The sequence below is a fragment of the Aeromonas enterica genome, from assembly GCF_054052465.1.
Genome location: NZ_JBSTYL010000003.1, coordinates 231,423 through 254,568, shown reverse-complemented (window position 1 = coordinate 254,568; position 23,146 = coordinate 231,423). Strand labels below are relative to the sequence as shown.

Here is a 23,146-nt window from a genome sequence, read left to right as displayed (position 1 = left end):
TCAGGGGCTGGCCGGCGGCGGGGCCAGGGCTTAGCCACGCGTGGTGGCATGGACTTTTGGTAGATAAATCCTTACCTTGTTGCAACATGTCACCGTTTTGGTGCAATGGGAAAGGATCCAAGGAAGGAGACTGGTGTGAAGTTGCAACCACACGGCCATTTTGAGATGCAGCGGCGCGGACAGGTGCTGATCTGTCAGCCGAGCGGTCCCTTCAATCTGGCGGGGGCCATGGCCTATGAGGCCGCCTTCAGCCGGCAGATAGCCGAATTGTGCGATGCGCCCTGGGGAATCGTCGAGGTGGCGACCGAGTTTGAGGCGGCTGGGCCCGAGGTGCTTGCCCATTTTCGTCGCCAGTTCGGCTGGTGCGCCGCCAATGGCTGTGCCTTTCTGGCAGTGGTGCTGGCGGGGAGTTTCAAGCAATACCTGGCCGATCAGGTCTTCAACGAGCTGCCATTTCAGGCTATCTGCTACTTCGAGCAGACCGACGAAGCGCTGTGCTGGCTGGAGCAGCGGTTGGCCGCCGATCCGGCTCCGCTCACCCCTGCTTGATAAACCATGTGTCCCGCTCGTCGACGCTGTCGGGCTCACCCATCTCGAACTCGCGGCAGATCAGCGGTCGCACCTCATAGACGCGGCACGTCGTTGACAGGGCGGTCCAGCGCCGCTCGCTATCCCTTGGTCAACTCAGGTTGATAAACCATTTGTCCCGCTCGTCGACGCAGTCGGGCTCACCCATCTCGAATTCGCGGCAGATGAGGGGGCGAACCTCATAGATGCGGCACATCATGGTGTTGCGGTCCAGCGCCGCACACCAGCCATCTTCCAGCCGGTGCATCACGGGCACCTGTCCCTCTATCTCGTCCACGTAGCGATCCGGCACGCCGGTATCGGTAAACAGCATGACTTCGAGGCGGCAGCAGCAGGCTTCGCAGTTCTGGCAGCTGACGTCGGCTTGGGGTTCTCTGTTCATCTGTGTTGTCCATGCCATGTGAATGGCACATGTGCGATAAAAAACAGGCGCCTGCAAAGGCGCCCGTGCTGTGGTCAGTGACGAATCGGGCAGCTGTGCTGCCCGGCTGCATCGTTAACCCAGTTTGCGGGCGCGGTAGGTGCGCCCCTTGATCTTGCCTTCCTGCAACCGCTTGAGGGCGGCGCTTGCCACGCTGCGCTTCACCGCCACGTAGGAGTACTGCTCGGAGATCTGGATCTTGCCTACATCGGCACCGGCGATGCCGCCTTCACCGGTCAGGGCGCCCAGGATGTCACCGGCGCGCACCTTAGTCTTGCGGCCCGCATCGATGGAGAGGGTGGCCATCAGCGGCGCGATCGGTTTGATCTCGCGGCCAATCTCGGCCAGATCCCCTTGCGGGATGGGAGCCTGCTGGTACTCCTCGATAAAGTTGACGCGCTGGGCCTCGTTCGGCTGATACAGGCTCAGGGCCAGACCCTGCTGGCCGGCGCGACCGGTACGACCGATGCGATGCACATGCACCTCGGGGTCATAGGTCAGCTCGAAGTTGATGACGGCGCCCAGCTCCTTGATGTCCAGACCACGGGCGGCCACGTCGGTGGCGACCAGTATGGTGGCGCTGCCGTTGGCGAAGCGCACCAGCACCTGATCCCGCTCGCGCTGTTCCAGATCGCCGTTCAGCGCCAGTGCCGAGAAGCCCTTGGCGGCCAGATGATCGGCCACGTCGTTGCAGGCCCGCTTGGTGTTGCAGAACACCACGCAGGAGCTCGGCTGGTAGTGGCTCAGCAGCCAGGTCAGGGCGTCGAGGCGCTGGCCGGCCGGCACTTCATACAGCTTCTGTTCGATGGCGCTGCCTTCGTGCAGGGATTCCACGCTCACCTCGACCGGGTTGCGTTGCACGCCGCGGCTCATCTGGGCTATGCCCTCCGGATAGGTGGCGGAGAACAGCAGAGTCTGGCGGCGCTCGGGCGCATGGCTGATGACTTTATTGATGTCTTCGCCAAAGCCCATGTCCAGCATGCGGTCCGCTTCGTCCAGCACCAGCGTCTCCAGGCTGGACAGCTCCAGGGTGCCCTGTTCCAGGTGCTTGAGAATACGGCCCGGGGTACCGACGGCTATGTGGGCACCGAAGCCCAGAGTGGCGGACTGAGGTGCGGTCGGGGTACCGCCACACAGAGTCACCAGCTTGACGTTCGGCAGGGAGCGGGCCAGACGACGGATCTCCTGAGCGACCTGATCCGCCAGTTCGCGGGTCGGGCAGAGCACCAGCGCCTGCACGTCGACACGGTTGACGTTGAGCCGGGAGAGCAGACCCAGGGCGAAGGCGGCGGTCTTGCCGCTGCCAGTTTTTGCCTTGGCGATCAGATCTTTGCCATCGAGCACCAGGGGCAGGCTCTGGGCCTGGATCGGGGTCATCTGCAGATAACCCAGACTGGCGAGGTTCTCGAGCAGGGCGGGGGAGAGGTTGAGGCTGCTAAATTCGCTGTTGTTCACAAAAGGACTCTATTTCGGAGAAAACGGGGATGCGCTAACGCTAAGGCCGCGCATTGTACCAGAATGCGGCCTCGGGTGTGGCGGATTTTTGAACGCCTGAGCAAAGGATCGTGGTGAAGAACGTGAAGAAAAAAGCGGGGCCTTTCTGGTTTGTGTGTGCTGAACAAAATGCAAAACCGCGTCAAAAATAGCGTGATGAAGCCAGACTCGTTAATCGCAAATAAGATAAACGTTTGTCACTCTGGTTTGATTAAATATTTTTGTCTCAAATTTAACCTGACCGCTACGACGGGGCGGTCAGCGTTTTAAGCAGATGTTGATATTGTGTTGTAGCGGCTGTTTCTGATTGAGGTGTTTATTTGTAACTGGCTGTTTATTATCTGTTTTTATATTTATTGAACAATGATTAGATACCGCAGTGAGTGTTTAATTAATTTAAAAACGTTTGTATTATCCAACATGCATATTTTTACCGCAGATTGTGATGGCTATCTGATTTTTAAATATGCAAATGTCTATGATGGCGCCGGTCAAAAATAACAATTCACTCAGGTGCTACTGGTATGGAATACGTTCACTTCGTGCTCGGACTCGTGATGGTCCTCGCTCTCGCTTTGCTGGCCAACCGCCACAACTGGAAACAGATCAAACTACGCTATATCGGCCAACTGCTGGTGGTTGAACTGGCGCTGGCCTGGTTCATGCTGAACTCCGAAGTGGGTCTGGCGGTGGTGGGTGGCTTCGCGGCCGGCTTCACCAAGTTGATGGAGTTTGCCAAACAGGGTACCGACTTCGTGTTCGGTGGCCTGGTCAACGAAGGGGCCTTCTCCTTCTTCCTGATGGTGTTGATGCCCATTGTCTTCATCTCTGTGCTGATCGGCATTCTGCAGTACATCCGTCTGCTGCCCATCGTCATTCGTGGCATAGGTACAGTGCTGGCCAAGATCAACGGCATGGGCAAGCTGGAGTCCTTCAACGCCATCAGCTCCATGATCGTCGGCCAGTCCGAGAACTTCATCGCGCTTAAGAACACACTGCCGCACCTGAACGAGAAGCAGATGTACACCCTGGCGGCGACAGCCATGTCCACCGTCTCCATGTCCATCGTCGGTGCCTACATGCAGCTGATCGAGCCGCGTTACGTGGTGGCCGCGCTGGTGCTCAACATGTTCAGCACCTTTATCGTGCTGTCCCTGATCAACCCGTATGAGCCGGACAACTCGGTCACCGACTTGAAAGCCATCGCCGAGGGCGACGAGCACCACACCCCGAAGAAAGAGAACTTCTTCGAGATGCTGGGCGAGTACATCATGGCCGGTTTCTCCGTGGCCGTTATCGTGGCTGCCATGCTGGTGGGTTTCATCGCCCTGATCGCCCTGGTCAACTACCTGTTCGAGCTGGCGTTTGGCGTCAACTTCCAGTACGTCATGGGCTACCTCTTCTATCCGATCGCCTGGATCCTGGGTATCCCGAGTGGTGAAGCGCTGCAAGCCGGCTCCATCATGGCGACCAAGCTGGTGACCAACGAGTTCGTGGCCATGATGGATCTGGGCAAAATTGCTGCCGAGCTCTCTCCGCGCACCGTCGGCATCCTCTCCATCTTCATGGTGTCGTTCGCCAACTTCAGCTCCATCGGCATCATTGCCGGTGCTGTGAAGGCGCTGAACGAAGAGAAGGGCAACATGGTTTCCCGCTTCGGCCTGAAGCTGGTGTACGGTTCTACTCTGGTGAGCCTGCTCTCCGCCGTGATTGCCGGTGTGATGATCTAACCGCACCTCGCCATCACCACGACAAACCCCTGCCTCGGCAGGGGTTTGTTTTTTTCAGGGGGGAGCAAAGGTGCTTCCTGCGACTCCGTTGCGGTGCCGGGTCCGGGCCCGTTCAACCGGCCCAGTGGTTCCAGTAACCGGCGGCCAGCAGGGTGAGGGTGCAAAAGCCGGTCTCGACGGCGCCGCCGCTCTTGAGCGGCCAGCCCGGCAGCCGGTAGCGGCGCTTGAGGGGCCAGAACAGCGGTATGCCGGCGGGGGTGAGCCAGTCTCCCAGCAGGTGGCTGAGGTAGCCGATGATAAGCGCATCCTTGACCCCTGCGGGCAGCAGTTCGGGCACCAGGCTCTGATCCAGCCCCCACACGGCCACCGCCACCGCCAGCAGACTGTGGGTGAAGCCACGATGACCGAACAGCCGTGACAAGGGTTTGGAGATCCAGGGCAATCGCTGACCCAGCACGGATTTGGGGTGATCGAGATCCGGTAGCAGGGCGCTGGCCAGTGCGGCGGGTATGGTCTGCCACAGGCTGGCATCGGCCAGGGCCGGCGTGAGCTGGAGCTTGTGGGCGAGCAGGGTGCAGGTGACGGAAAACAGCAGGTGCCCTTGGGCTGTCATGGTGGCTACGGCATGGAGAAATGGCGGCGCATCTTACCAGTGTCGCGGGCCATTGCAGCAAAAAACCGGGGCCGGCGGGCCGGCCCGGTCATTAACTGCGCGGATCTTCCACCTTGGCATCGGCGGGCACCCGTTTTTTGCCCAGCACCATGGCGCGCAGCAGATCGCTGCGGGTGAGGCGGTCGGTCAGGATCACCACGGCGGCATGGACACCGACGGCGGCCATCAGGGTGTTGGCGATGACACCGTGCAGCTCCTCCAGCCAGTCTTCACCCCAGAAGGCATCCCAGGTAGTGAGCCAGCCGGTAGTGATGGTGCCGACCAGTGACAGCAGCAACAGCCAGATCATCAGGGCACCGAGCGGGTTGTGACCCAGATAATAAAGATGGCGTCCCTGTGCCAGTTGGCGCAGGTAGTAACGAATGCGGGCCGGCGTTGGCCACCACTGGCCGAAACGGGCGTAATGGGGACCGACCAGACCCCACAGCAGCCGGACCAGCAGCAGGGCCGCCAGGGTATAGCCAACGTATCTGTGAGGCTTGCTGCCCTCTTCCAGAACGAAGAAATTGAGCAGGCAGAGGACCACGGTTGCCCAGTGGAATACCCGGATGAGGGGGTCCCAGACCTTCACTTCAGATGAGGTTGTCATGACAAGGCTCCATCAAAGGGGCCGGCGACAGACCGGCCCAGCAGCGTTATTCGTCTATCTCTTCCTTCACTTTTTTCAGATCGGTCGGGTCGAAGTAGATCTCGACTTTGCGCTTCTCCTTGTCCCAACCGTAGATCTCGTAGCAGTGGGTCTTGGTGACCTTGAACTTCTTGATGTCGTAGCCCATCGCCTTGATCTGCTGCTGGGCATCCGCCTCGCTCAACCACTTGGTCTTGTCGGTCTGGGTACACTGGGGATCGGCCAGAACGGCGCCGCTGAACAGGGGGATAAGTAACAACAGGGGGGTCAGTTTCATGTGTGCTCCTTGCTGGTGGTTTGGTCAACAGCCACAAGGTTAGCCCACAAGACTTAAGAAAGAATTAAGTGCAGACGGAATTGATTGGGTCTCCCCGGCGGGGTGCCGGGGAGGCTGCAATCAGCTGAGCCTGCCCTTGAGCAGCCACTTGTCGAGGGCGTTGGCGAAGCGCTGCTTGTCAGCGGCGTTGAAGGGGGCCGGGCCGCCTGTCTGTACTCCGGCCGAGCGCAGCTCCTCCATGAAGTTGCGCATGCCGAGCCGTGCCTGAATGGTCTCGCGGGTGTAGATCTCGCCACGGGGGTTGAGCGCCTCGCCACCGGCATCGATCACCCAGGAGGCGAGCGGTATGTCGCCCGTGATCACCAGATCTCCCGGTGTGACCTGCTGGGCGATGACATGATCCGCCACATCGAACCCCTTCTCCACCTGCTGGGTCTTGATGAAGGGGGAAGGGGGGACCCGCAGCCCCTGATTGGCCACCAGGGTGGTGACGATCTGGGCGCGGTGGGCGGCGCGGTAGAGGATCTCCTTGACCGGGAGAGGGCAGGCATCGGCATCGACCCAGATGGGCATGGCATGGCTTCCTGTGTCTGAAATGAGGCCGCATCTTAACATGGCTGGCGCGGGTCGGCTGCCCCGGGGCTGAGTCAGGCCGGGCTTTAGTGTAAGCTGGGCCGATAAATCGGAACGAGAAGGACGAGCAGATGGATCGGGTGCCCAGTGACGTGATTTATGCCCTGACCCTGGATGGCAGGGGTGGCATGCAGCCGCTGGCGGCGGGGAGCGAGATACCGGGGGAGAAACCCGGCTGGTTGCATCTGGATTATGGCAATCCGGAAGCGGCGCGCTGGCTGCTGCAGACCCCGCTGCTCAATGACGCGGCGCGCGAGTCCCTGCTCGGCCAGAGCAACAGGCCCAAGCTGGTGCGGATGGGGGAAACCGTGCTGCTGATCCTGCGCGGCATCAACCACAACAAGGATCACAGGCCCGAAGAGATGGTGGCGCTGCGCATCTTCATCACCCCGGACCTCATCATCAGCAGCCGTCGTCGCGCCTTGCTGTCGGAGCAGGATGTGTATGGCCAGCTCAAGCTGGGGGGCGGTGCCGATACCCCGGCCGACTGGCTGGTGGAGATCTGTGACGCCCTGACCGACAGGGCGGGGGAGTTTGTCGAGGAGCTGCACGATCAGATCCTGGATCTGGAGGAGATGGTGTTGATGCGCGACTTGCCCGCCAACGGCAGGTTGGCGCTGATCCGCAAGCAGCTCATCATGATCCGTCGCTACCTCTCCCCCCAGCGGGATCTGGTGGCGCGCCTCGCCAACGAGAAGATCAGCTGGCTGGACGAGGATGACAGGCGGCGCCTGCTCGACATCGCCGACCGGTTGCGGCGCTGGCTGGACGATCTGGATGCCGGGGTGGCGCGCACCGCCGTGCTGGCGGACGAGATCAATAACCTGATGGCGGAGGCGACCAATCGCCGGGCCTACCAGATGTCGGTGATGGCGCTGCTGTTTCTGCCGGCCAGCTTCCTGACCGGTCTGTTCGGCATCAACCTGGGAGGCATTCCGGGGGCCGAGAGCCCGACCGCTTTCTGGGTCTTCTGCGGCTCTCTGGTGGCGCTGGCGACCGGGCTGGCGGTCTGGCTCAAACACAGGCGCTGGTGGTAAGGAACACATATGACGACATGGGAATCTTTTGGCGTGACCCTGCTGTTGCTGCTGGGCCACACCCTGATCCGCAGCCTCATTCACAAGAGCCTGCTGGCGCTGGCCCAGAGCCGGCAGGTGAGCGAGAACCGGGTGCTCTACGTGGAACACGTGTTCCACTTCCTGCTCGGCTGCGCCACCCTGTTGATCCTGGCCGGGGTGTGGGGGCTCGACTTCTCCCGGCTGGTGGTGCTCGCTTCCTCTTTCTTCGCCGTGCTTGGCGTCGCCATGGTGGCGCAGTGGTCGATCCTCTCCAACATCACCGCCAGCATCACCATCTTCTTCGCCTTCCCCTACAAGATTGGCGACCGGATCCGGATCCTCGACAAGGATGATTCGGTCACCGGCGTCATCACCGAGATAGGCCTGTTCTACCTGCGGGTGCGTGATGACAACGGCGATCTGGTTACCTACCCGGCCAACCTGATCCTGCAAAAGCCGGTCAGGCGACTGGAAGGAAAAGGGGTGGAACCGCTGCAACCGGAATGAAAAAGGCTCCCTCGGGAGTTTTAAAAAAAGAAGCTAACGTAATGAAACAAAAGGATTTGTTTCAGTCAATGTCCACACGTTGACCACATCGAGAGAAAAAACTAAAGCCCCGCATCGTCGGGGCTTTGTCTACCAGAGGATTAGGCGTTTTTAGATAAAAAGGATTGCCATACAAGATATGGTAAAAATGACGCTGACCAGTGTTGAGAAAATAACCCACACCTTTAATGGTGCAGGGCATTCAGGATAACTATGGGGACTTCGTATTAACTCTACCCCATACTTATGGAATCGAGTGAATCTATGAACGAGCCATTGACTTTCATGTTTAGGTTGTAGAGACATATATTTATCTAGTTTCGGCGTGATAAATATCATAGATAAGAAAATGACTGGCGTAGAGAACCAAATGGTAATAACCACCAATCTAATCACTAACCACACTATATCTATCATTTAAATGAATTCTCAAGTTTATAAAGAATCTCTGCCATATCCGCGCTAGTAGAATCGACAACATCTGCAAACTTATCCCCGAGCACCACACCAGCCTCACTAAATTGGCTTCCTGCATAATACCCTCCGAATGCAGCACCCCCGAGACCAATAATAGCAATGACTGGTGCCGACAGTACGATGCCAAAGGCAACAGCTACAGTCCCTGCCGTACCAACGGCTAGAGTCCCGCCAACTTCAGCACCCCACATCCCGCCAAGATAAGCCCCTCCGAACCTGCCGACCTCGCGACTAACGGCTCTCCCGCAGGTGCCATCACCAACTGAACAAGCTTGATGTACTGTCACACCGCCAGACACTAAATCTAGCCCGATGCTCACATAGGCGAATTTATTAGCACCTTCTACATATCGACTGATATATTTAATTCTGTTTCCTAGCGCAGAAACTTCCCCTTTACTGGATACAGTTCGCCAGTTGTGTATAACTGATTTTGTCGATAGGCCAAGCCGATGTTTTATCTTGTCGTACTCTGGGATTTTAATACTTGATAGCGTGATTTTAGTTAGCGCCCCATCTAACTTATCAAATATTATTTTCCTTTGAACAAAAAATTCTGGAGAAAAACTTTTGGCCCCCTTTCCACTGCCTGTATGTGCAACATAAAGCGTATTCAGTTCTTCTAATATGTTACTTATATTTTTGAGTTTTCCGGCAACAACGGTACTGATTGCACCAAAAGTTGCTGATGGGGTGCCAAGGTCTTGAGCGGCCAGGAGATCAAACACGTCAAAGTGTCGATATAATGTCGATGCTTCTTCTGGGGTTAATTTTTGGATTCCTTCACTAGCATCTTTAGCCTGGGCTTTGAGCAAAAGTAGCCTGTCTTTCTCTGCTAGGGTCTTGGGGCTATTAGCCAGGATCACAAGCTCGCCTGGTAAAACCATGTCTTGGAGGTGTTCGTTGTTACGCTCAAACATCGACCGCTGTTGAAAGTTAGCGCCTGTGCCGTAGAGCTTCTGGTAGATGGCCTCTTTGCTCTGGTGGAACTCATTCCAGTAGTACCCCACATCAAAGACTTCAATCTCTGGCCTCTGAGTCGCTGGCATTAGTTTACTCAAGGTTGGCTCAGGTTCTGGCTTGGGTGATGGAGTAGGAGAGTGACCAAAGCCACTTGATGGGGTCTGCTTGGCTTCGTAGGCTTCCTCAACTGTGCGACGAAATTCGTCATCACCCGTAACCTGCAGTTTGCCGTCAGCCAGTTTCACGCAGCTATCGCGATCCCCTGCTCGCCCTACCGTGACTCGGCTGCCGTCTCTGGCGCTGCCCTTGTCCGGGCCTTGTATCCTGACGAAGTCGTCGAGATTCAGTTCGCTGATGTTTTTGGCCGCCATGGTATCCCCCGGCTAGTCTCTGCTCTTTTTGTGAGCGGGCAGTCTGCCATAGGTTCGGATGAGAACAAAACTCAAGGCGGTGGAATTCCCATCATCAGAACGCCACGGAAAATAGCTGCTCTTGAATTTTCCGTGACAGCGTTCTGCTCGCAAAGAGATTCATTCGAAATCCTTGCTGAGTTGTTTAAAATGTCACTCGTGACATTTTAAGTTTTTACCCTAAATGTTAATAACCATCTGATTTATAGGCATATTTACAGACATCCCTGACTAAAAATCGGATCCTCCCAAGCTGAATAGATCTTTCCCACTCTCACGAAAAGTAGGATTTTCACATATAAATTCAATGACTTAACAAAAATCACTCCGCGCTCACCTGTGATCTTTTCGGCCTAAAAATGTCACAGAACGACATTCTGTGACATTTTGCTTTTGTGCCAAACCGCCAGTAATCACGGGGTCTGGCGGGGTGGTTGTCACACATTTATTTTGTCAAAAAATGCCACATTTTTAGTGCGAAGGTGGGGGGGGAGTAGTGCGGATTCCGTGGGATTGAGATTTCCGTGGCTATTGGGCTGCGCGGGTACCCCCTGGCCACAAAAAAACGGCGCAAGCGCCGTTGGGTTCACATCTGTTGAATAAAGGTTGATTGGAATAGGCCTTCTCTAGATTTAAATATAGAGTTCTATGCTGCGAGTTTGCTCTGGGAGCTATAAAAATATTCCCTCATCAAAGCCCATCATTCTCACATTCAGTTATCTTCTTCCGGTATCCTTTCCTGAAATCATGTAAACGGATTCCAGAATGCTGTTTAAGCATTCCTGGAATACGCAGATTTTTGAGTAAATGGATGTTTAAATAAATTGCACAGTCAGTTGTCATCTGGATGATTTACAACCCGAACTGAAAACTTTGGATTCATTTCACTTTGGTGTGATTTTCCATACAAAACAATAAACAGGATGAATACTGCTGCCATGATGATAGGTATATATAACATAATATTGCAGGTGCTTGTTGTATTTTTATTTAGAAAAACAGAACCAATAAAAAACAACCATAAAATCATCGTGAACACAGCAATAATTTGGTTTATCTTGGATACTGAATATGGCTGAGGACCTATAATTAACTTTTCTAGACCGGAATCATCTTGGGGTCTCTCTAGTTTCGTCTTATAAAGAGGGCCAGTAATTTTATCCTCTAATAAATCTAAGTGATTTTCCCAATTTTCTTGCCAATACTTACTCCCTTTGTTAACAGAAAACCATGCAAACGTGAAAATAAATCCAGCAGATGAAATAGCTGATAAATATAAATTTTTATCTTGCGGGGACAAATGCTCTGCACTTGAGACTGCAAAGAATGCGGCAAAGGCAACGGCTATTAACGCCCAAAAATAAGTTGCTCGCTTCCAATACATATCTATTTCAAACTTTCGTATATCAGCAGCCTGATAATATGCAGCTATCAAAATCTCAGAACGTTCATCCTCTGTTTCAAATAGCTTTCTGTATTTAATTTTTTTCATTGATAACTCTCGCTGTATTTACTCTGATGCTCTAGCCAAGATTGATGATATTTCTACTCTAGCAAGTAAAAAACTAATTGCCGATGATAATTGAACAGCTAGAGCCGTAGCTAAAAGCAGTATGCTTTGGGGGGTAGATCCACCACCGAACAACCATATCAGAAGGCATGTCATAGTAGATATGCCAGAGTATAAAAGACCTACATATATATGAGCCTTTAACTTCCAAAGGCTATTCCATTTGTGCAAGAATGAGTTTACTTTCTCATTTGGAAATAAAATTGGAGTGACCTCATTAATCATCCATATAAATATACCTACGGGGATAACTATAAAATAGTTATACGCATCATTGTTTATCTGGAAGTGAGTAATGAAACCGCTTATGAAACTTAATAAGTACCCATTAAAAGAAAAGCTAGCCATTATAGCCAAAAACTCTACACTTATAATAAAGATACGTATTATGTAATTTATTTTTTTCAATGTTTCATATCTCTCTCTATACTAGTGTTTGCAAAAACCTCCTTTACCTTTTTAGCTAAGTTATACGGGTTTGGATCCTTTGAAAAAAGGAAGCTTTTTTGTGTGTCTGAAGTTTTTATCTCCACCTCTTCACCATCTTCAGATATTCCACGAACCTTTCCTCTACCATACCCATCAGCAGCCATTAAAATAACTGCATCACCAATATCAGCGGGATTGTCAGGGATGTAATCATTTGATTTCATAATTCCATCCATGAGGTCTATTAATTTTGACTTAATCCCTGATAATTTAGAGCTACTTTCTTTTACTGTAACTTCTGAAGCATTTCTTTTTGATATATAGTCGTTTAGCTCTCCCCATAGTCGGCCAAATAATGGATTTGGGGGGGATACAGTTGCAGTTATTTCTGTAAGGATACTGATGCTCCTTAGTTTCTGTGTGAACTCAGTATAGTCGGCCAATGGGTCGACCTCACATGAGACCATGAATCCGTCGAAAACATCTTCAATGATAGACTTGAATCTCCGTGGAAATACATCTTCATGTATACCATTCCAGACATGTAGGAATGCGATACCCGAAAATTCAGGCAGATATATAAAGGGTGAGGATGCTTCAACTAAATTTGGAACATTTGCCTTTATCTGAGAGCGACTGCGTTCATCTACAACATTTGCATGGCCATCTTTGGCATACTTGGAAAGTTTGCCAAATACAAATGGAATGTCGTTACTTCTAGCATCAATGCAGTCAGTAATCGTCCAGTCAAACTTTCCTTTTGTAATAATTGGGGATGAGACTATCGCATCCATCAAATCTTTTTGTGATAAATTTATCTTCAGTACTCGCCCGAGATAATATCGCCCTCTACTCTCCATTTGAAGCTATCTCTAATGTGATTTTATTAATATCAATGACATATAGTGCATCAAATGAGTATCTTGTTCAACGCAATATCTAGCTGTGGGTGAGCTTGCTCACAATTATGTTCAAGCTTAAGCATCATCGAATTCAAAGAGCTAATGGGAGGTAGCGCTTACTGGTTCTTGCTCTCTTTTATATGCAGAGTACAGTTACTGTCAGAGCTCCAAGGAGCGCAGCTGGCGCCGCTTAAGGGCTCCTCGCTACGCTCGTCAAACCCTGCTTCGCTTCGCTCGCTCAACACCTCCTCGGCGCTCTCTGCGGGCTTGTCTGTCGCCTTGCGGCGCAGCACCCAGCCATCAAGCCGGGTTCGCTTAACGGCGCTACCAGCGGCCACACCCACGAGCCGGATCACGTCTTCCCCGTACTTGTTCTTGGCAGGGTCTATCAGGTGATGCAGCCGTACCGGTCGCGCATCCCGTGGACACACTGGGCCGCCCATGGAATAGGTAAACTCCTTCCAGTTCGCCGTGTCCGCATAGCGGCGGCACTCTTCCATGATCTCACTCGCCAGCGGGGCCACCGTCCGGCCTTCCTTCTCTTGCACTCGCCCAGGTAATCGCCGCAGCTCTCGCCACACGCTCACAGACGGCCCGCCCAGTTGCTGAAACTGGCGCAGGCCCCACAGGGACGCCCACGCCCTGACCCGCCTCGCCCCTTCACTGGCGGCGGTTTGGGCCTCAAGGTCGCCTTCGTCCCCTATCTGGTGGCCGTCTATGTTCTTGGCGATGTATTTCACGATGTAGCCCACGGCCCCGCCTTTGGCTGGAACCATGGCCTTCCAGTCAAAGCGCGGGGTGATGTCGCTATAGGGTCGCTTGCTCACGGGATGGCGTTTGCGCTCAAGGTCGCTCTGGTCATGGCTCAGGGCGTAGCGCTGCATGGTGCTTATCAGCTCATGCTGCTGGGCAGGGGTCACGAACAACAGCAGATGCCAATGAGGGGTGCCGTCGTGATGGGGTTCAACCACCCGAAAGCCGAAATACTCGATACCACGGCGGGCGAGTGCGGCGCGGCAGCGCTTCCAGAGGGTGCCGAGATAGGTGTTGGTGTCGCGGGGCGTGTGGCCCTGATACTTGGGGTTTTCCGTGGTGCGGGCCGGTTGGCCATGTCCTTGGGGGGTTGTCTTCCACGGGTGATATTGGCTCGGGGCTGTCCAGGTGAAGAACAGGCCCACATAACCCATTTCGTCCGCTGCATCGGAGAAGCCCCGCGCCCTGACCACCAGTTCATCACGGCGGTTTGACGGGTTGGCCATTGAGCTGGCCACGGCATCGGCCAGGGAAATGGTAATGTCGTGCGCTTCGTTGTGCGCCTCCATGCTCTTGAGCCACTGCTCGGCAGCCAGCTGGCGCTCGTTGAAGGCCCGCAGGGCGTAGCTAGACACATAAGGCGAGACGCCGCGCCGTACCTTGCCAAGCAGGATGGCGCAGTGCTCCCGATATTGCTCCCAGAGCTTGCGCAGTTTGCGCGTCCACCATTGAGGGTCAAGCCAGCGGATAAGCTGGGCCGCAATGAAGGTATCGCGGGCCTCGGTGCTCTTGAAGCGTGGCAGGGTGGGCAGGAAGCCCCAAGGTTTGAGGGGTTGACCACAGACCCGCCATAGATAGGTGGCGGGCATGGTGCCGGTCTGGCCATTGGTAGTGGCATCCAGCAGGCGCCAGACCCGCTCGGCATAATCCACCGCCAGCTTGTCGCGGCGGTCTTTGTGCTGCAATTGTTCCAGCGGTTCGGGCAGGTCGGCTTGCACTTGCCGCAGCACCTTTACCCGGTCGCATAGCCAGAGGTTGGCCTCCTTGCAGCTGATGCCCTTGAGGATGGCCGGCACCCGCCGCACGCAGTAGCCAACGAACAGCTCGCCGACCAGTTCATCGGCCAGTTGCACCGACCCGCCCTGTCCCCGTTTGACCGAGAACATCAGCAGGTCGAGCGCCCAATCAAGGTCATAGACCCCCAGCCTGTCCTTGAAATAGGAGCGAATGGTCTCCTCTGAGGCGGGGGCGTTGCGGTTGCGCTGGCGGGCGGGTTTGCGGGACTCTTCGAGCGGGCACAGTGGCCGCAGTTGCAGCTGTAAAATGTGGGTCATCTTCTTGACCCGTGCCCGCAAAATGGCGGCGGACTGGTTACGGCGGGGGTGGCCTTTGTCGCTGAGGGTGCTGAGGGGGTTATTCATGCGCGGCCCCCTACACAGTCCCGCAGCGCCCTGGCGTGGGCGGCGGCCTTAGCGTGGGCTTGGCGCAAGGTGGCGCGGGTCAGCCTGCACATGTGTAGCAGCGTCCGCACTTGGCCTCTGTCACGTAGGCCCCGGACCCGCCGCCGAATGCGCAACACGGCAAGGCGCGATTGCAGGATGTAGAGGCGGCGATGGTCTTGACGCTGGGACTCGCCCCAGAATGCGGACAAAGCGAGCCCCTCCGCTTGCTGGGCGGCATTGAATTTGATACTGTTCATTGGCTATCTCTTGTCGTGCTTGATATGGGTTAGCTAAGGGGAGCCCTGCAATGGCTCCCTTTGTCTTTTCTGGCGTTCTGCCTCTCTTGCTCTCCTCTTCCTTGTTTCCCTTTCCCATCCAGCCATTTGTCCGGCGTGGTCGGCTTTGCTACTCTGCGCCCGCTCGCGCTGTTGTGATAAGCGTGTGAGCACTGGGGGAGCCGTTATCGGCTCCCCTTTTTCGTGTCGTCATTACTCTTTCAGCTCATGGCGCAGTGCCTGCCGCTTGCCCTGACTGTCACACAGCGCCAGCAAGTCACTTGCCCGTGGCCGGGTGAGGATGCCCAGTGCGGCGCGGGCAGTGGGATTGTCCCCTTCCAGCAGGACAGAGGTGTAACTCATGGCCTGCTTGAGGGCGTGGGCCAGTTCGTTCACCGCCCACTTTTGCGCCCCCTCCGGCCCCATGATGGCGGCCTTGGCATGGGTCAGGGCGGCCAGCTCGGTCAGATGTTGTTTGAGGGGCTTGAGGGTGACGGGCACCACCTTGTGGTCAAGGTAGCTTTCGTAGCACCCGGCCACGATGCTCTGGGCGTTGTTTACGGCCAGCAACGCCTGATAGAGCGGCAGCGCCAGCCGTCTCTCTTGGCGCTGGGACAAGGTGAGCGCTTCTTTGGCATCTTCGACCAGCTCGCCCAGTTCGCGGTATTCCCGCGCCGAGTCGAGCGAGGTCGCGCCGCCTAGCAGCTGGTTAATCCGCCCTTGCCGCAGCTCTTCGAGGCGGGCCTTGGCCGCCGGGACGCGCTCTTGCAACTGCTTGCGCTGCTGGCGCAAGGTCATCACCTCGTCATCCAGTGCCATCAGCTTGGCGCGCTCCTCCTCAAACCGGGCGATGTGGTCATCCAGTCGGCTGGCGGGCAGTGGCACGGCGGCAGGCGGGGTCGGCAGGGTGTGCAAAGTCGGTTGCGGCATCTGGGTTACTCCTCAGTGGCAAGGGTGATGGCATCAAAGGCGGTATAGGCGGTCGGCTCGCCCAGCCCATAGGCTTGGCCCCGGATATAGCGGATACCCCAGGAGGCGAGGTCGTCGATGCTATCGGCACTCAGGCGGTGGGAATGGTTGACGGTCAACACCTGCAAGTTTTCAGTGAAGGTCAGCGCCAGAAAGGTGCCGGGCATCCGCTGGTTGGACAGCGTGGGCATGTCGGCAACCTTCATCCGCTGCTGCTTGTCCCGCACAATGCCGGGCTTGAGATAGGCTTTCTTGTGAGCGCGCAGCAGGTCATGACCGACCAGCACCCGCAAGCGCGGGTCGTTGCGGTACGCCTCGGGCATCTTTTCAATCAGGGCATACACCATGCTGTCGAGGTCGGCATAGTCCCCCGCGCCGCTGGTATCAAACACCACCGCATCACGCAGCACCCGCGCCCCGTCCGGGTCAGCCTCTTTGGCCAGCGTAGGCCAGCCCTTCATCACATCTTCCCCGTTCGGGTTGGCCACCGGGTCAGTGTTGATTGCGGCCGACTGCCCCCAGAACCCGACCCGCAAAATGTCATCGCCAAAGGCGGCCAGCGCCAGCGCTTCGAGCGCCTTGTTGGCCTGCTGCTGGTTCATGCCGCCCAACATTTGCCCCAGCTGTTGCCATGTCCAGATAACGCTGCTGTCCATCGGCTGATAGACGTGGCTCTGCTTGGTGGGGTCTGCCGGGACAAGGAACCGCGCCTGCGCTTTGCGCCCGGAGCGCAGCGTCTCTTTGATGGGGTCATACAGCGGGGCGCTTTGGTCATCCACGATCAAGTGGGTTAGCAGGTTCAAAAATGGGGACGCTTGCACAATGGCAGCACTCAGGGCGCTGCTGACGGTGGGGTTCAGGGTGCCAAAGCTGGCTTGGGTAATGGGGACAAAGCTCATGCGCATGTCGCGCAGCAGGTCAGATAACGTCATGGGGCAAACTCCTAATAAGCACGAAGCGGGGGTGTGTCATTGCGCGAGGTGAGGCGGTCGAGGGTCTGTTGCATCCGGTCAAGGTCCTGACTCAGTGCCTTGGCCCTGTCGTGCAGGGTGCTGAACTGCTGGGTATTGGCCGCTGTCCAGCGGTGGGATTGGCCAATCAGCGGGCGGGCCTGACTGAACTTGAGACGGGTCAAGCCGGTGCTGGCGGGTTCGTCCGTGACGCCCAGCGCCCCCAGATACCACTTGCCCGTGCCAGCAAAATTGGGCTTGGGCTCGATAGAGCAAAATTGCAGGTGGCCAAGGGCGTTAAGGTCCATCAATTCCAGCGTGGGGCAGAGCACGGCAAACAGCTTGAGTACGCCTTGCACAGTGTCCGCCTTGAGCGCTTCCACATGCCCGACCGGGCGACTACGGCCATGCTCGGGCCACAGGCAGGCGGTATAGAAATCGGGGTCGTAACTCTCCGCCATCTGGTGCAGCCACTCGGGGGCGATGTGCTGGTCGTCCACGGTCGGCCCCGCCGAGGCGATACAGACCCAGCCTGTTTTAACCGGGGTAGTCATAGCATTCTCCTTAGTGTCACAACCGGCTTTTGCCGCTCTATTTCGGCTTCGGCATCGAGCACTTTTTGCCGCTCAATCACTGTTTCATGCAGCTTGCGGTGTTCATCCGGGGAGAGGCCACGCGATAGCGCCAGCGCCATTTCCCCGGATTTTTTGGCGGACGGGGTCAAGGTGTGGCTAAAGGACAGGGTGGACACCCAGGTGTGCCCGCACATCGGGTCCATGCACTGGCAATAGAGGTTGGCCACGCCCTGGCTCATACGATAGGTTTTCTTGATGCAGCCCTTTCCGCCGCACTCGATACACATCACTCGCATAACGCGCATACGCTCCCCTGCAATGAATTGACAGGCCGTGGCAGGCGCTGCCAAAGGGCATCCCATGCCAAGGCATTGGGACGCTCAACGGCGGCGATGTAGTCGGGCAGATGAATGAAACGCTGGCAGGCAGTCCCCGCCAGCTTGCGGCGTTGGAGCCGCAGGTTGCGCAATGCGCAGGGGATAGATAAGATGCTCATCAAATCATGCCCTCTAAAGCTGATTTGGAAACCCCGTTTGGTGTTAGCGCACCGTTAAGCGGGGTTTTTCTTTGCCCGTCATTCAGGCCCCGCAGCACCGCCAGCTTGTGGCACAGGCAGCGAGCCCCCTTGTCATGGCTGGCCCGCTGCTGGCGCTCCCTCACCTGCTCGACGGTCTCGCGCAGCAACTGCGCCCCCGCCATGTTCATGGCCTGTTGTTCATCCCATGTCTGGCTCATACCGGACACCCCAGCCCCAGCCAGGACAACCAGCCGTCACGAATTTCACGGGGGCGGCTCTCAAAGGCCAGCTTCATGCCCTCGTTCCATGCCGGGAGGTAAATCCAGTATTCGGCGGGAGCGGTTGGGTTGAGGGGGTTGCGCATCGGCACCACCGGCACCTTGCCCTTTTCAATCATCCCCCGCACTGCGCCCTTGGTTTTGCCAATCATCTTGGCGAACACCTCAACGGGCACCGCATCAGAGGCGTTAATCATCGGTTCGAGCACCAGTGCGACACGGGGGTCGGCTTCGGTCGGCGGTTGGTTATGGGTTGCTGCTGTCATCTGATATTCTCCTCTGCTGGCCCCAATGGGCCTCAGTGCATCATAATGGTTGATTGACCACAACTAGATAGTCAATTATTTACATCTTGATACTATGCTATGGAGATCAAATCACTATGTCAACGAGCATAAGTGAAAAACTTGTATTGATTCGAAAGTCTGAATTCATGACGAGAAAGCAGTTTTCAGAAGTTACAGGGGTTCCTGTTGGAACTCTAAATTATTATGAAACAGGGCGTTCTACGCCACCAACAGACGTTTCAATGAGGATTTTAAACATCCCACTATTCACGAAATACACGCTCTGGTTTATGACCGATAAGGTCGCTCCAGAAGCCGGGCAGATAGCACCGGTTCTCGCACACTTTGGGCAAGACGAAACAGGCTGTTCAGCCTCAGGCAAGAAAACTGGCTAACCCTGCATGAGGCGTTTCTCGACGCCATAGAGTCATCAGGTTTGAGTTACATCGGAGGGCTTCCTTATGTCGATTAAGAAGCTCGATGATGGTCGTTATGAAGTGGACATGAGACCGACGGGACGCAACGGAAAGCGAATCCGGCGGAAGTTTGCCAAGAAGCATGAAGCAACCGCCTTTGAGCGGTATGTGCTGGCAAACCAGCATGACAAGGCGTGGATAGAGAAACCGAAGGATGCCCGGCCATTGTCCGAGCTCATCCAGCTTTGGTGGATCTACCACGGGCAAAATACGAAATGGGGTGCACATACACGCAGAACGTTAGAACTGGTGGATCGTCTTATGAACCACCCTTGTGTATTCCAGATTGATAACAATGCAATCGCCTGCTTCCGGTCACGTTTACTGACCCAGGGGTTGAAAGCTTCAAGTGTTAATCGCCGTTTGATAGCACTTGGAGGGATGTTTAGTTTTCTGATTGATGCGGGGATGTATCACGCTCCTCATCCATTGAAAGGAACAAAGAAACTCAAGGAGCCGCCCACTGCGATGAGTTATCTGTCCAAACATGAGATCGAGGCTCTACTGACTTCACTTGATGGTGATAATCGAGATGTTGTCCTGCTGTGCTTGAGTACCGGAGCAAGATGGAGCGAGGCGGCAGAGCTTAGCGCGGAGCATGTCATCAATCAGCGAGTGATGTTTGTGGCCACTAAAAATGGCAAAACACGTGTGGTGCCAATCTCGGCTGATGTATCGGCACGAATGATCGATGGGAAGTCAGGGCGGTTATTTCCAAACGTGGATTACCTGACGGTGCGGAAGGTATTGAGAGAAGTGAAACCGGACTTGCCACATGGGCAAGCTTCTCATGTGTTGCGCCATACCTTTGCCACCCACTTTATTGCTCATGGCGGGAACATCATTACCCTACAACGGATCTTGGGGCATGCAACCATCCAGCAGACAATGTCCTACGCACACTTTGCGCCGGACTATCTACAGGATGCTATTACCTTCAATCCACTAAGAGGAGGTGTCGAAATTGGGTGACCACATGATGTCCACGTTTAGGTCGATTTCGGCCCGTAAAATCAGGCCGTAGTGGTGGCCAAGTAACTGATTCGCTGTGTATACCTTGCGGTATAGGCACGAGAAAGGCTCCCTCGGGAGCCTTCTTCATTCTGAATGCCACTCAGCGTTCGAAGAAGCGGTAGAGATGCTCGACCTGAATGGGGCAGTCTGCCACCAGATGCACGTGCTGGCGGGCCTCTTCGACCGAGCCGAAGTAGCGGGGGCAACCCAGGGTGTCGGTCATTTCGTACAGCCTGCCATCCTGACCCCTGAACTCCACTATCCAGCCCGGCAGTATGGCATCTTGCAAGATTTCGGCTTCCTTGAAGGCCTGTTGCTGGAAGAGCAGGCGAAGTTCACTGACTGTCATGACGTCCTCCTGTGGCTTTTGGCGCCTCTTCAAGTCTAGTGGTTGCGGTCGGCAGCAGCTGGCTCATTTGGCCGATTTCAGGTGTTCCCAGGCCCAGCGCAGGCGGATGAAGGTCTCGGCATCACCACCGCGATCCGGGTGATGTTGCAGCGCCAGCTCACGCCAGCGACGGCGGACTGTTTCCGGACTGGCCTCGGCGGTCAGCGCGAACAGGGCCAGCGCCTCCATCCTGTGTCCCGCGCCGTCATAAGCGAGCCAGAAGCGGGTGAGCAGGGCTTCTACCTCCTCCCTGTCGGTCTGCCAGAACACCCGCCAGTCCAGGTAATAACTGCGCAGAGGCTGACCAAGGGCCAGCTTCTGGCGAGTATCTGTTGCCCCGGCAAGGGGCTCTAGCCGGATATCCAGGGTGCTGATCACCAGCCACCACCCCGCGTCATGGAGTTCGGCCTGCAACTGGTAGAGGGCGTTCATGATGAGGAAGTTGACCCGAAACAGCTGCAGCTGTTCATCCTCCGCCAACGTGGGAACCACCCCCTGCCTTCGCAGGGCCGCCAGCAGCTCGTGCACCTTGTAGCCACCCCTGGCCTGTTGCAGCAGGGCCAGCAGCGGGGCGAGCAGTGGATTGGGGTGGCGTGACGTCTCGCTCATGCGCTGGCTGTCTCCTTTGGCGGTTGCAGGGCGATCAGCAGCTCCCCGGCCAGCGGCGTGACAGGGCCCGTGACGATGCGGGGTCTGGCCTTGCCATCCAGCACGAACAGCGGAATGGCGCCCGGATTGGCCACCTGATATTGCGCCCAGTCAAACGCCTCGCTCAGACGGGTCGCCTTTATCTGGCCGCCCCGGCTCAGCAGGCCACTCAGGCGGGCATAGTTGATGTCGGGGCCAAACAGGTTCTGGCGGGCGCGGAAGGTGGCGCTCTCCCGGTTCGCCTTGCCGTGCTGCTCGCTGGAGCGCAGTGAGTAGACCTTTTCCTCCCCGTACAGATGGGCGAAGTGCAGCACGCCGAGGGCGTTGTTGTGGCGGTTTGGGGAGAGCGCCAGTACGGTACTGATACTGGTGAGCGGCAGGTGCAGCTCGGCATGTTCGGACTGCGGGTTGCCGAAGTAGCAGGGCAGGTTGCTCATGCGCGCCTGCCTGCAAAACTCCCAGGCCGGGTCGCAGAGCTGTACCGGCACCCCCTGCTCCGCCAGTGCCCGGCCTATGGCGCGAGCCACCGAATTGGCGCCGATGATGAGCCAGGTGTTGGGGGCGCTCTGACGCATCTTGAGCAGGCCCGCCAGCGGCGCCGAGGTGAGGCTCTGCAGCACCACGGTGGAGATAATCACCGCAAACACCAGCGGCACCAGCTTGTCCGCATCGGGAATATCGGCTTGATGCAGGCTGATGGCGAAGGAGGCGCTGACCGCCGCCGCCACTATGCCCCGCGGGGCTATCCAGCTGAGCAGGGCACGGGCCCGCCAGGAGAGATCCGAGCCCCAGGTCGAGACCAGGATGCAGAGCGGGCGCGCCACGAACTGCACCACGCACAGCAGCGCCAGCACCATGGGACCGAGTTGCCAGAGCTGGACCAGATCGAGGCGGGCAGCCAGCAGGATGAACAGGCTGGAGATGAGGATGACGGCGAGATCTTCCTTGAAGGCCAGCACCTCCTCCAGATCCAGCCCCTCCTGATTGGCGAGCCAGATGCCGAATACGGTCACTGCCAGCAGGCCGGATTCGTGGCTGATCCAGTTGGAAAGGCTGAAGGTGACCAGTACCAGCGCCAGTACCCCGAACTTGTGCAGGCTGACCGGCAGCCAGTCCTTGCGGATTAGCAGTGTGGTGAGCCAGCCTGCGGCCACCCCGATCAGGGAACCGACCCCCACCGTTTTTGCCAGTGCCAGCAGGGTGTGGCCGATGAGATCTCCCTGACTGCCGAGGCGCACCGCCTCGAACACCAGCACCGCAAACAGGGCCCCGATGGGGTCGATGACGATCCCCTCCCAGCGCAGGATGCGATCAACCTCCCGGGTGGGACGGATCACGTTGAGCATGGGGGCGACCACGGTCGGCCCCGTTACCACCAGCACTGCGCCGAGCACCATGGCGACCCGCCAGTCCAGCCCCAGCAGGAAGTAGCTGGCGCTGCCGATGACGGCGAAGCTGACCAGCATGCCCACCGAGCAGAGGTTGCGCACCACCTTGCCTATCCCCTTTAGCTCGGCCAGATGCAGGGTCAGTGCCCCTTCGAACAGGATGATGGCCACCGACAGGGAGACCAGCGGAAACAGCAGGTCGCCGAGCAGGGCATCGGGGTCGAGCAGACCGCTGACCGGGCCCAGGGTCAGGCCCGTGAGCAGTAGAAACAGGATGGCGGGTACTCGCAGCGACCAGGCGAGCCACTGGGCCAGCACTGAGACCAGGGCGATCCCGGCCAGGGAGAGAGCAATCATGCAGACCTCGATTCAGCTAATGGACTAGGG

General features: G+C 56.5%; 26 protein-coding genes and 1 pseudogene. 6 read left to right on the top strand and 21 right to left on the bottom strand.

Going from position 1 to position 23,146, the window contains the following annotated elements; translation table 11 throughout:
- Positions 1–135 precede the first annotated feature (135 nt).
- Positions 136–549, top strand: coding sequence for a hypothetical protein (locus tag ACW5XD_RS05280; protein WP_456493952.1), 414 nt, complete (start codon positions 136–138; stop codon positions 547–549).
- Here ACW5XD_RS05280 and ACW5XD_RS05275 read toward each other — a convergent pair.
- From ACW5XD_RS05275 to dbpA, 3 genes and pseudogenes are all read right to left on the bottom strand, one after another.
- A pseudogene (locus ACW5XD_RS05275) lies at positions 536–637 on the bottom strand (YkgJ family cysteine cluster protein); the annotation flags it as partial. The gene ACW5XD_RS05280 and the pseudogene ACW5XD_RS05275 overlap by 14 nt on opposite strands.
- 42 nt (positions 638–679) lie before the next feature.
- Positions 680–970, bottom strand: coding sequence for a YkgJ family cysteine cluster protein (locus ACW5XD_RS05270; RefSeq protein WP_288034040.1), 291 nt, complete (start codon positions 968–970; stop codon positions 680–682).
- A 114-nt stretch (positions 971–1,084) separates the two neighbouring features.
- Complete coding sequence (gene dbpA / locus ACW5XD_RS05265; RefSeq protein WP_456493951.1) at positions 1,085–2,464, bottom strand: ATP-dependent RNA helicase DbpA; 1,380 nt, start codon at positions 2,462–2,464, stop codon at positions 1,085–1,087.
- Positions 2,465–3,027: 563 nt separating this feature from the next.
- Here dbpA and ACW5XD_RS05260 point away from each other — a divergent pair.
- A complete protein-coding gene (locus ACW5XD_RS05260) occupies positions 3,028–4,233 on the top strand; it encodes a NupC/NupG family nucleoside CNT transporter (protein ID WP_042868870.1) in 1,206 nt (401 codons plus the stop codon).
- A gap of 112 nt (positions 4,234–4,345) precedes the next feature.
- Here ACW5XD_RS05260 and ACW5XD_RS05255 read toward each other — a convergent pair whose 3' ends face one another.
- The 4 genes from ACW5XD_RS05255 to ACW5XD_RS05240 all read right to left on the bottom strand — a co-directional run bounded on the left by ACW5XD_RS05255 (position 4,346) and on the right by ACW5XD_RS05240 (position 6,384).
- Positions 4,346–4,846 (bottom strand): metal-dependent hydrolase, encoded by a 501-nt coding sequence (locus tag ACW5XD_RS05255; RefSeq protein ID WP_456493950.1) that lies wholly within the window; start codon positions 4,844–4,846, stop codon positions 4,346–4,348.
- A 91-nt stretch (positions 4,847–4,937) separates the two neighbouring features.
- Positions 4,938–5,495, bottom strand: coding sequence for a cytochrome b/b6 domain-containing protein (locus ACW5XD_RS05250; protein WP_456493949.1), 558 nt, complete (start codon positions 5,493–5,495; stop codon positions 4,938–4,940).
- 46 nt (positions 5,496–5,541) lie between these two features.
- A complete protein-coding gene (locus ACW5XD_RS05245; protein WP_456493948.1) occupies positions 5,542–5,811 on the bottom strand; it encodes a PepSY domain-containing protein in 270 nt (89 codons plus the stop codon).
- Positions 5,812–5,931: 120 nt separating this feature from the next.
- Complete coding sequence (locus ACW5XD_RS05240) at positions 5,932–6,384, bottom strand: YaiI/YqxD family protein (protein WP_456493947.1); 453 nt, start codon at positions 6,382–6,384, stop codon at positions 5,932–5,934.
- 131 nt (positions 6,385–6,515) lie between these two features.
- Between ACW5XD_RS05240 and zntB the strand changes: the two genes are divergently transcribed.
- A complete protein-coding gene (gene zntB / locus ACW5XD_RS05235) occupies positions 6,516–7,481 on the top strand; it encodes a zinc transporter ZntB (protein ID WP_456493946.1) in 966 nt (321 codons plus the stop codon).
- Between the two features lie 9 nt (positions 7,482–7,490).
- The gene (locus tag ACW5XD_RS05230) at positions 7,491–8,009 is read left to right on the top strand and encodes a mechanosensitive ion channel domain-containing protein (RefSeq protein WP_456493945.1); all 519 of its coding nucleotides are present in this window, start codon (positions 7,491–7,493) and stop codon (positions 8,007–8,009) included.
- A gap of 452 nt (positions 8,010–8,461) precedes the next feature.
- Here ACW5XD_RS05230 and ACW5XD_RS05225 read toward each other — a convergent pair whose 3' ends face one another.
- The 11 genes from ACW5XD_RS05225 to ACW5XD_RS05175 all read right to left on the bottom strand — a co-directional run bounded on the left by ACW5XD_RS05225 (position 8,462) and on the right by ACW5XD_RS05175 (position 18,824).
- Positions 8,462–9,859, bottom strand: a complete 1,398-nt coding sequence (locus ACW5XD_RS05225) for a hypothetical protein (RefSeq protein ID WP_456493944.1) — start codon at positions 9,857–9,859, stop codon at positions 8,462–8,464.
- Positions 9,860–10,730: 871 nt separating this feature from the next.
- Entirely contained in the window at positions 10,731–11,390 is a 660-nt protein-coding gene (locus tag ACW5XD_RS05220; RefSeq protein ID WP_456493943.1) for a RipA family octameric membrane protein, read from the bottom strand.
- A gap of 482 nt (positions 11,391–11,872) precedes the next feature.
- Positions 11,873–12,757 (bottom strand): hypothetical protein, encoded by an 885-nt coding sequence (locus ACW5XD_RS05215; RefSeq protein ID WP_456493942.1) that lies wholly within the window; start codon positions 12,755–12,757, stop codon positions 11,873–11,875.
- A gap of 158 nt (positions 12,758–12,915) precedes the next feature.
- A complete protein-coding gene (locus ACW5XD_RS05210; protein ID WP_456493941.1) occupies positions 12,916–14,973 on the bottom strand; it encodes a replication endonuclease in 2,058 nt (685 codons plus the stop codon).
- Between the two features lie 509 nt (positions 14,974–15,482).
- Positions 15,483–16,199 (bottom strand): hypothetical protein, encoded by a 717-nt coding sequence (locus ACW5XD_RS05205; protein WP_456493940.1) that lies wholly within the window; start codon positions 16,197–16,199, stop codon positions 15,483–15,485.
- A gap of 5 nt (positions 16,200–16,204) precedes the next feature.
- Positions 16,205–17,170, bottom strand: a complete 966-nt coding sequence (locus ACW5XD_RS05200) for a P2 family phage major capsid protein (protein ID WP_456493939.1) — start codon at positions 17,168–17,170, stop codon at positions 16,205–16,207.
- Positions 17,171–17,181: 11 nt separating this feature from the next.
- Positions 17,182–17,742, bottom strand: a complete 561-nt coding sequence (locus ACW5XD_RS05195; protein ID WP_456493938.1) for a GPO family capsid scaffolding protein — start codon at positions 17,740–17,742, stop codon at positions 17,182–17,184.
- Positions 17,739–18,068 (bottom strand): ogr/Delta-like zinc finger family protein, encoded by a 330-nt coding sequence (locus ACW5XD_RS05190; RefSeq protein ID WP_456493937.1) that lies wholly within the window; start codon positions 18,066–18,068, stop codon positions 17,739–17,741. Before ACW5XD_RS05190 ends, ACW5XD_RS05195 begins: the two co-directional genes overlap by 4 nt.
- Complete coding sequence (locus ACW5XD_RS05185; RefSeq protein WP_456493936.1) at positions 18,050–18,259, bottom strand: hypothetical protein; 210 nt, start codon at positions 18,257–18,259, stop codon at positions 18,050–18,052. Before ACW5XD_RS05185 ends, ACW5XD_RS05190 begins: the two co-directional genes overlap by 19 nt.
- Positions 18,259–18,498, bottom strand: a complete 240-nt coding sequence (locus tag ACW5XD_RS05180; RefSeq protein WP_456493935.1) for a hypothetical protein — start codon at positions 18,496–18,498, stop codon at positions 18,259–18,261. The genes ACW5XD_RS05185 and ACW5XD_RS05180 overlap by 1 nt, the downstream gene beginning before the upstream one ends.
- Positions 18,495–18,824: a Cox family DNA-binding protein gene (locus ACW5XD_RS05175; RefSeq protein ID WP_456493934.1), complete on the bottom strand. Its 330-nt coding sequence runs from the start codon at positions 18,822–18,824 to the stop codon at positions 18,495–18,497. The genes ACW5XD_RS05180 and ACW5XD_RS05175 overlap by 4 nt, the downstream gene beginning before the upstream one ends.
- A 116-nt stretch (positions 18,825–18,940) precedes the next feature.
- Here ACW5XD_RS05175 and ACW5XD_RS05170 point away from each other — a divergent pair, with 116 nt between their 5' ends.
- Together ACW5XD_RS05170 and ACW5XD_RS05165 are read left to right on the top strand one after the other, a co-directional pair.
- Complete coding sequence (locus tag ACW5XD_RS05170; RefSeq protein WP_456493933.1) at positions 18,941–19,240, top strand: helix-turn-helix transcriptional regulator; 300 nt, start codon at positions 18,941–18,943, stop codon at positions 19,238–19,240.
- A gap of 66 nt (positions 19,241–19,306) precedes the next feature.
- Positions 19,307–20,293, top strand: a complete 987-nt coding sequence (locus ACW5XD_RS05165) for a phage integrase (protein ID WP_456493932.1) — start codon at positions 19,307–19,309, stop codon at positions 20,291–20,293.
- Between the two features lie 142 nt (positions 20,294–20,435).
- Here ACW5XD_RS05165 and ACW5XD_RS05160 read toward each other — a convergent pair whose 3' ends face one another.
- The 3 genes from ACW5XD_RS05160 to ACW5XD_RS05150 form a co-directional block, all read right to left on the bottom strand.
- Positions 20,436–20,684 (bottom strand): hypothetical protein, encoded by a 249-nt coding sequence (locus tag ACW5XD_RS05160; protein ID WP_456493931.1) that lies wholly within the window; start codon positions 20,682–20,684, stop codon positions 20,436–20,438.
- 63 nt (positions 20,685–20,747) lie between these two features.
- Positions 20,748–21,332, bottom strand: coding sequence for a DNA-J related domain-containing protein (locus tag ACW5XD_RS05155; RefSeq protein WP_456493930.1), 585 nt, complete (start codon positions 21,330–21,332; stop codon positions 20,748–20,750).
- Complete coding sequence (locus ACW5XD_RS05150; RefSeq protein ID WP_456493929.1) at positions 21,329–23,116, bottom strand: cation:proton antiporter; 1,788 nt, start codon at positions 23,114–23,116, stop codon at positions 21,329–21,331. The genes ACW5XD_RS05155 and ACW5XD_RS05150 overlap by 4 nt, the downstream gene beginning before the upstream one ends.
- Positions 23,117–23,146: the final 30 nt, after the last annotated feature.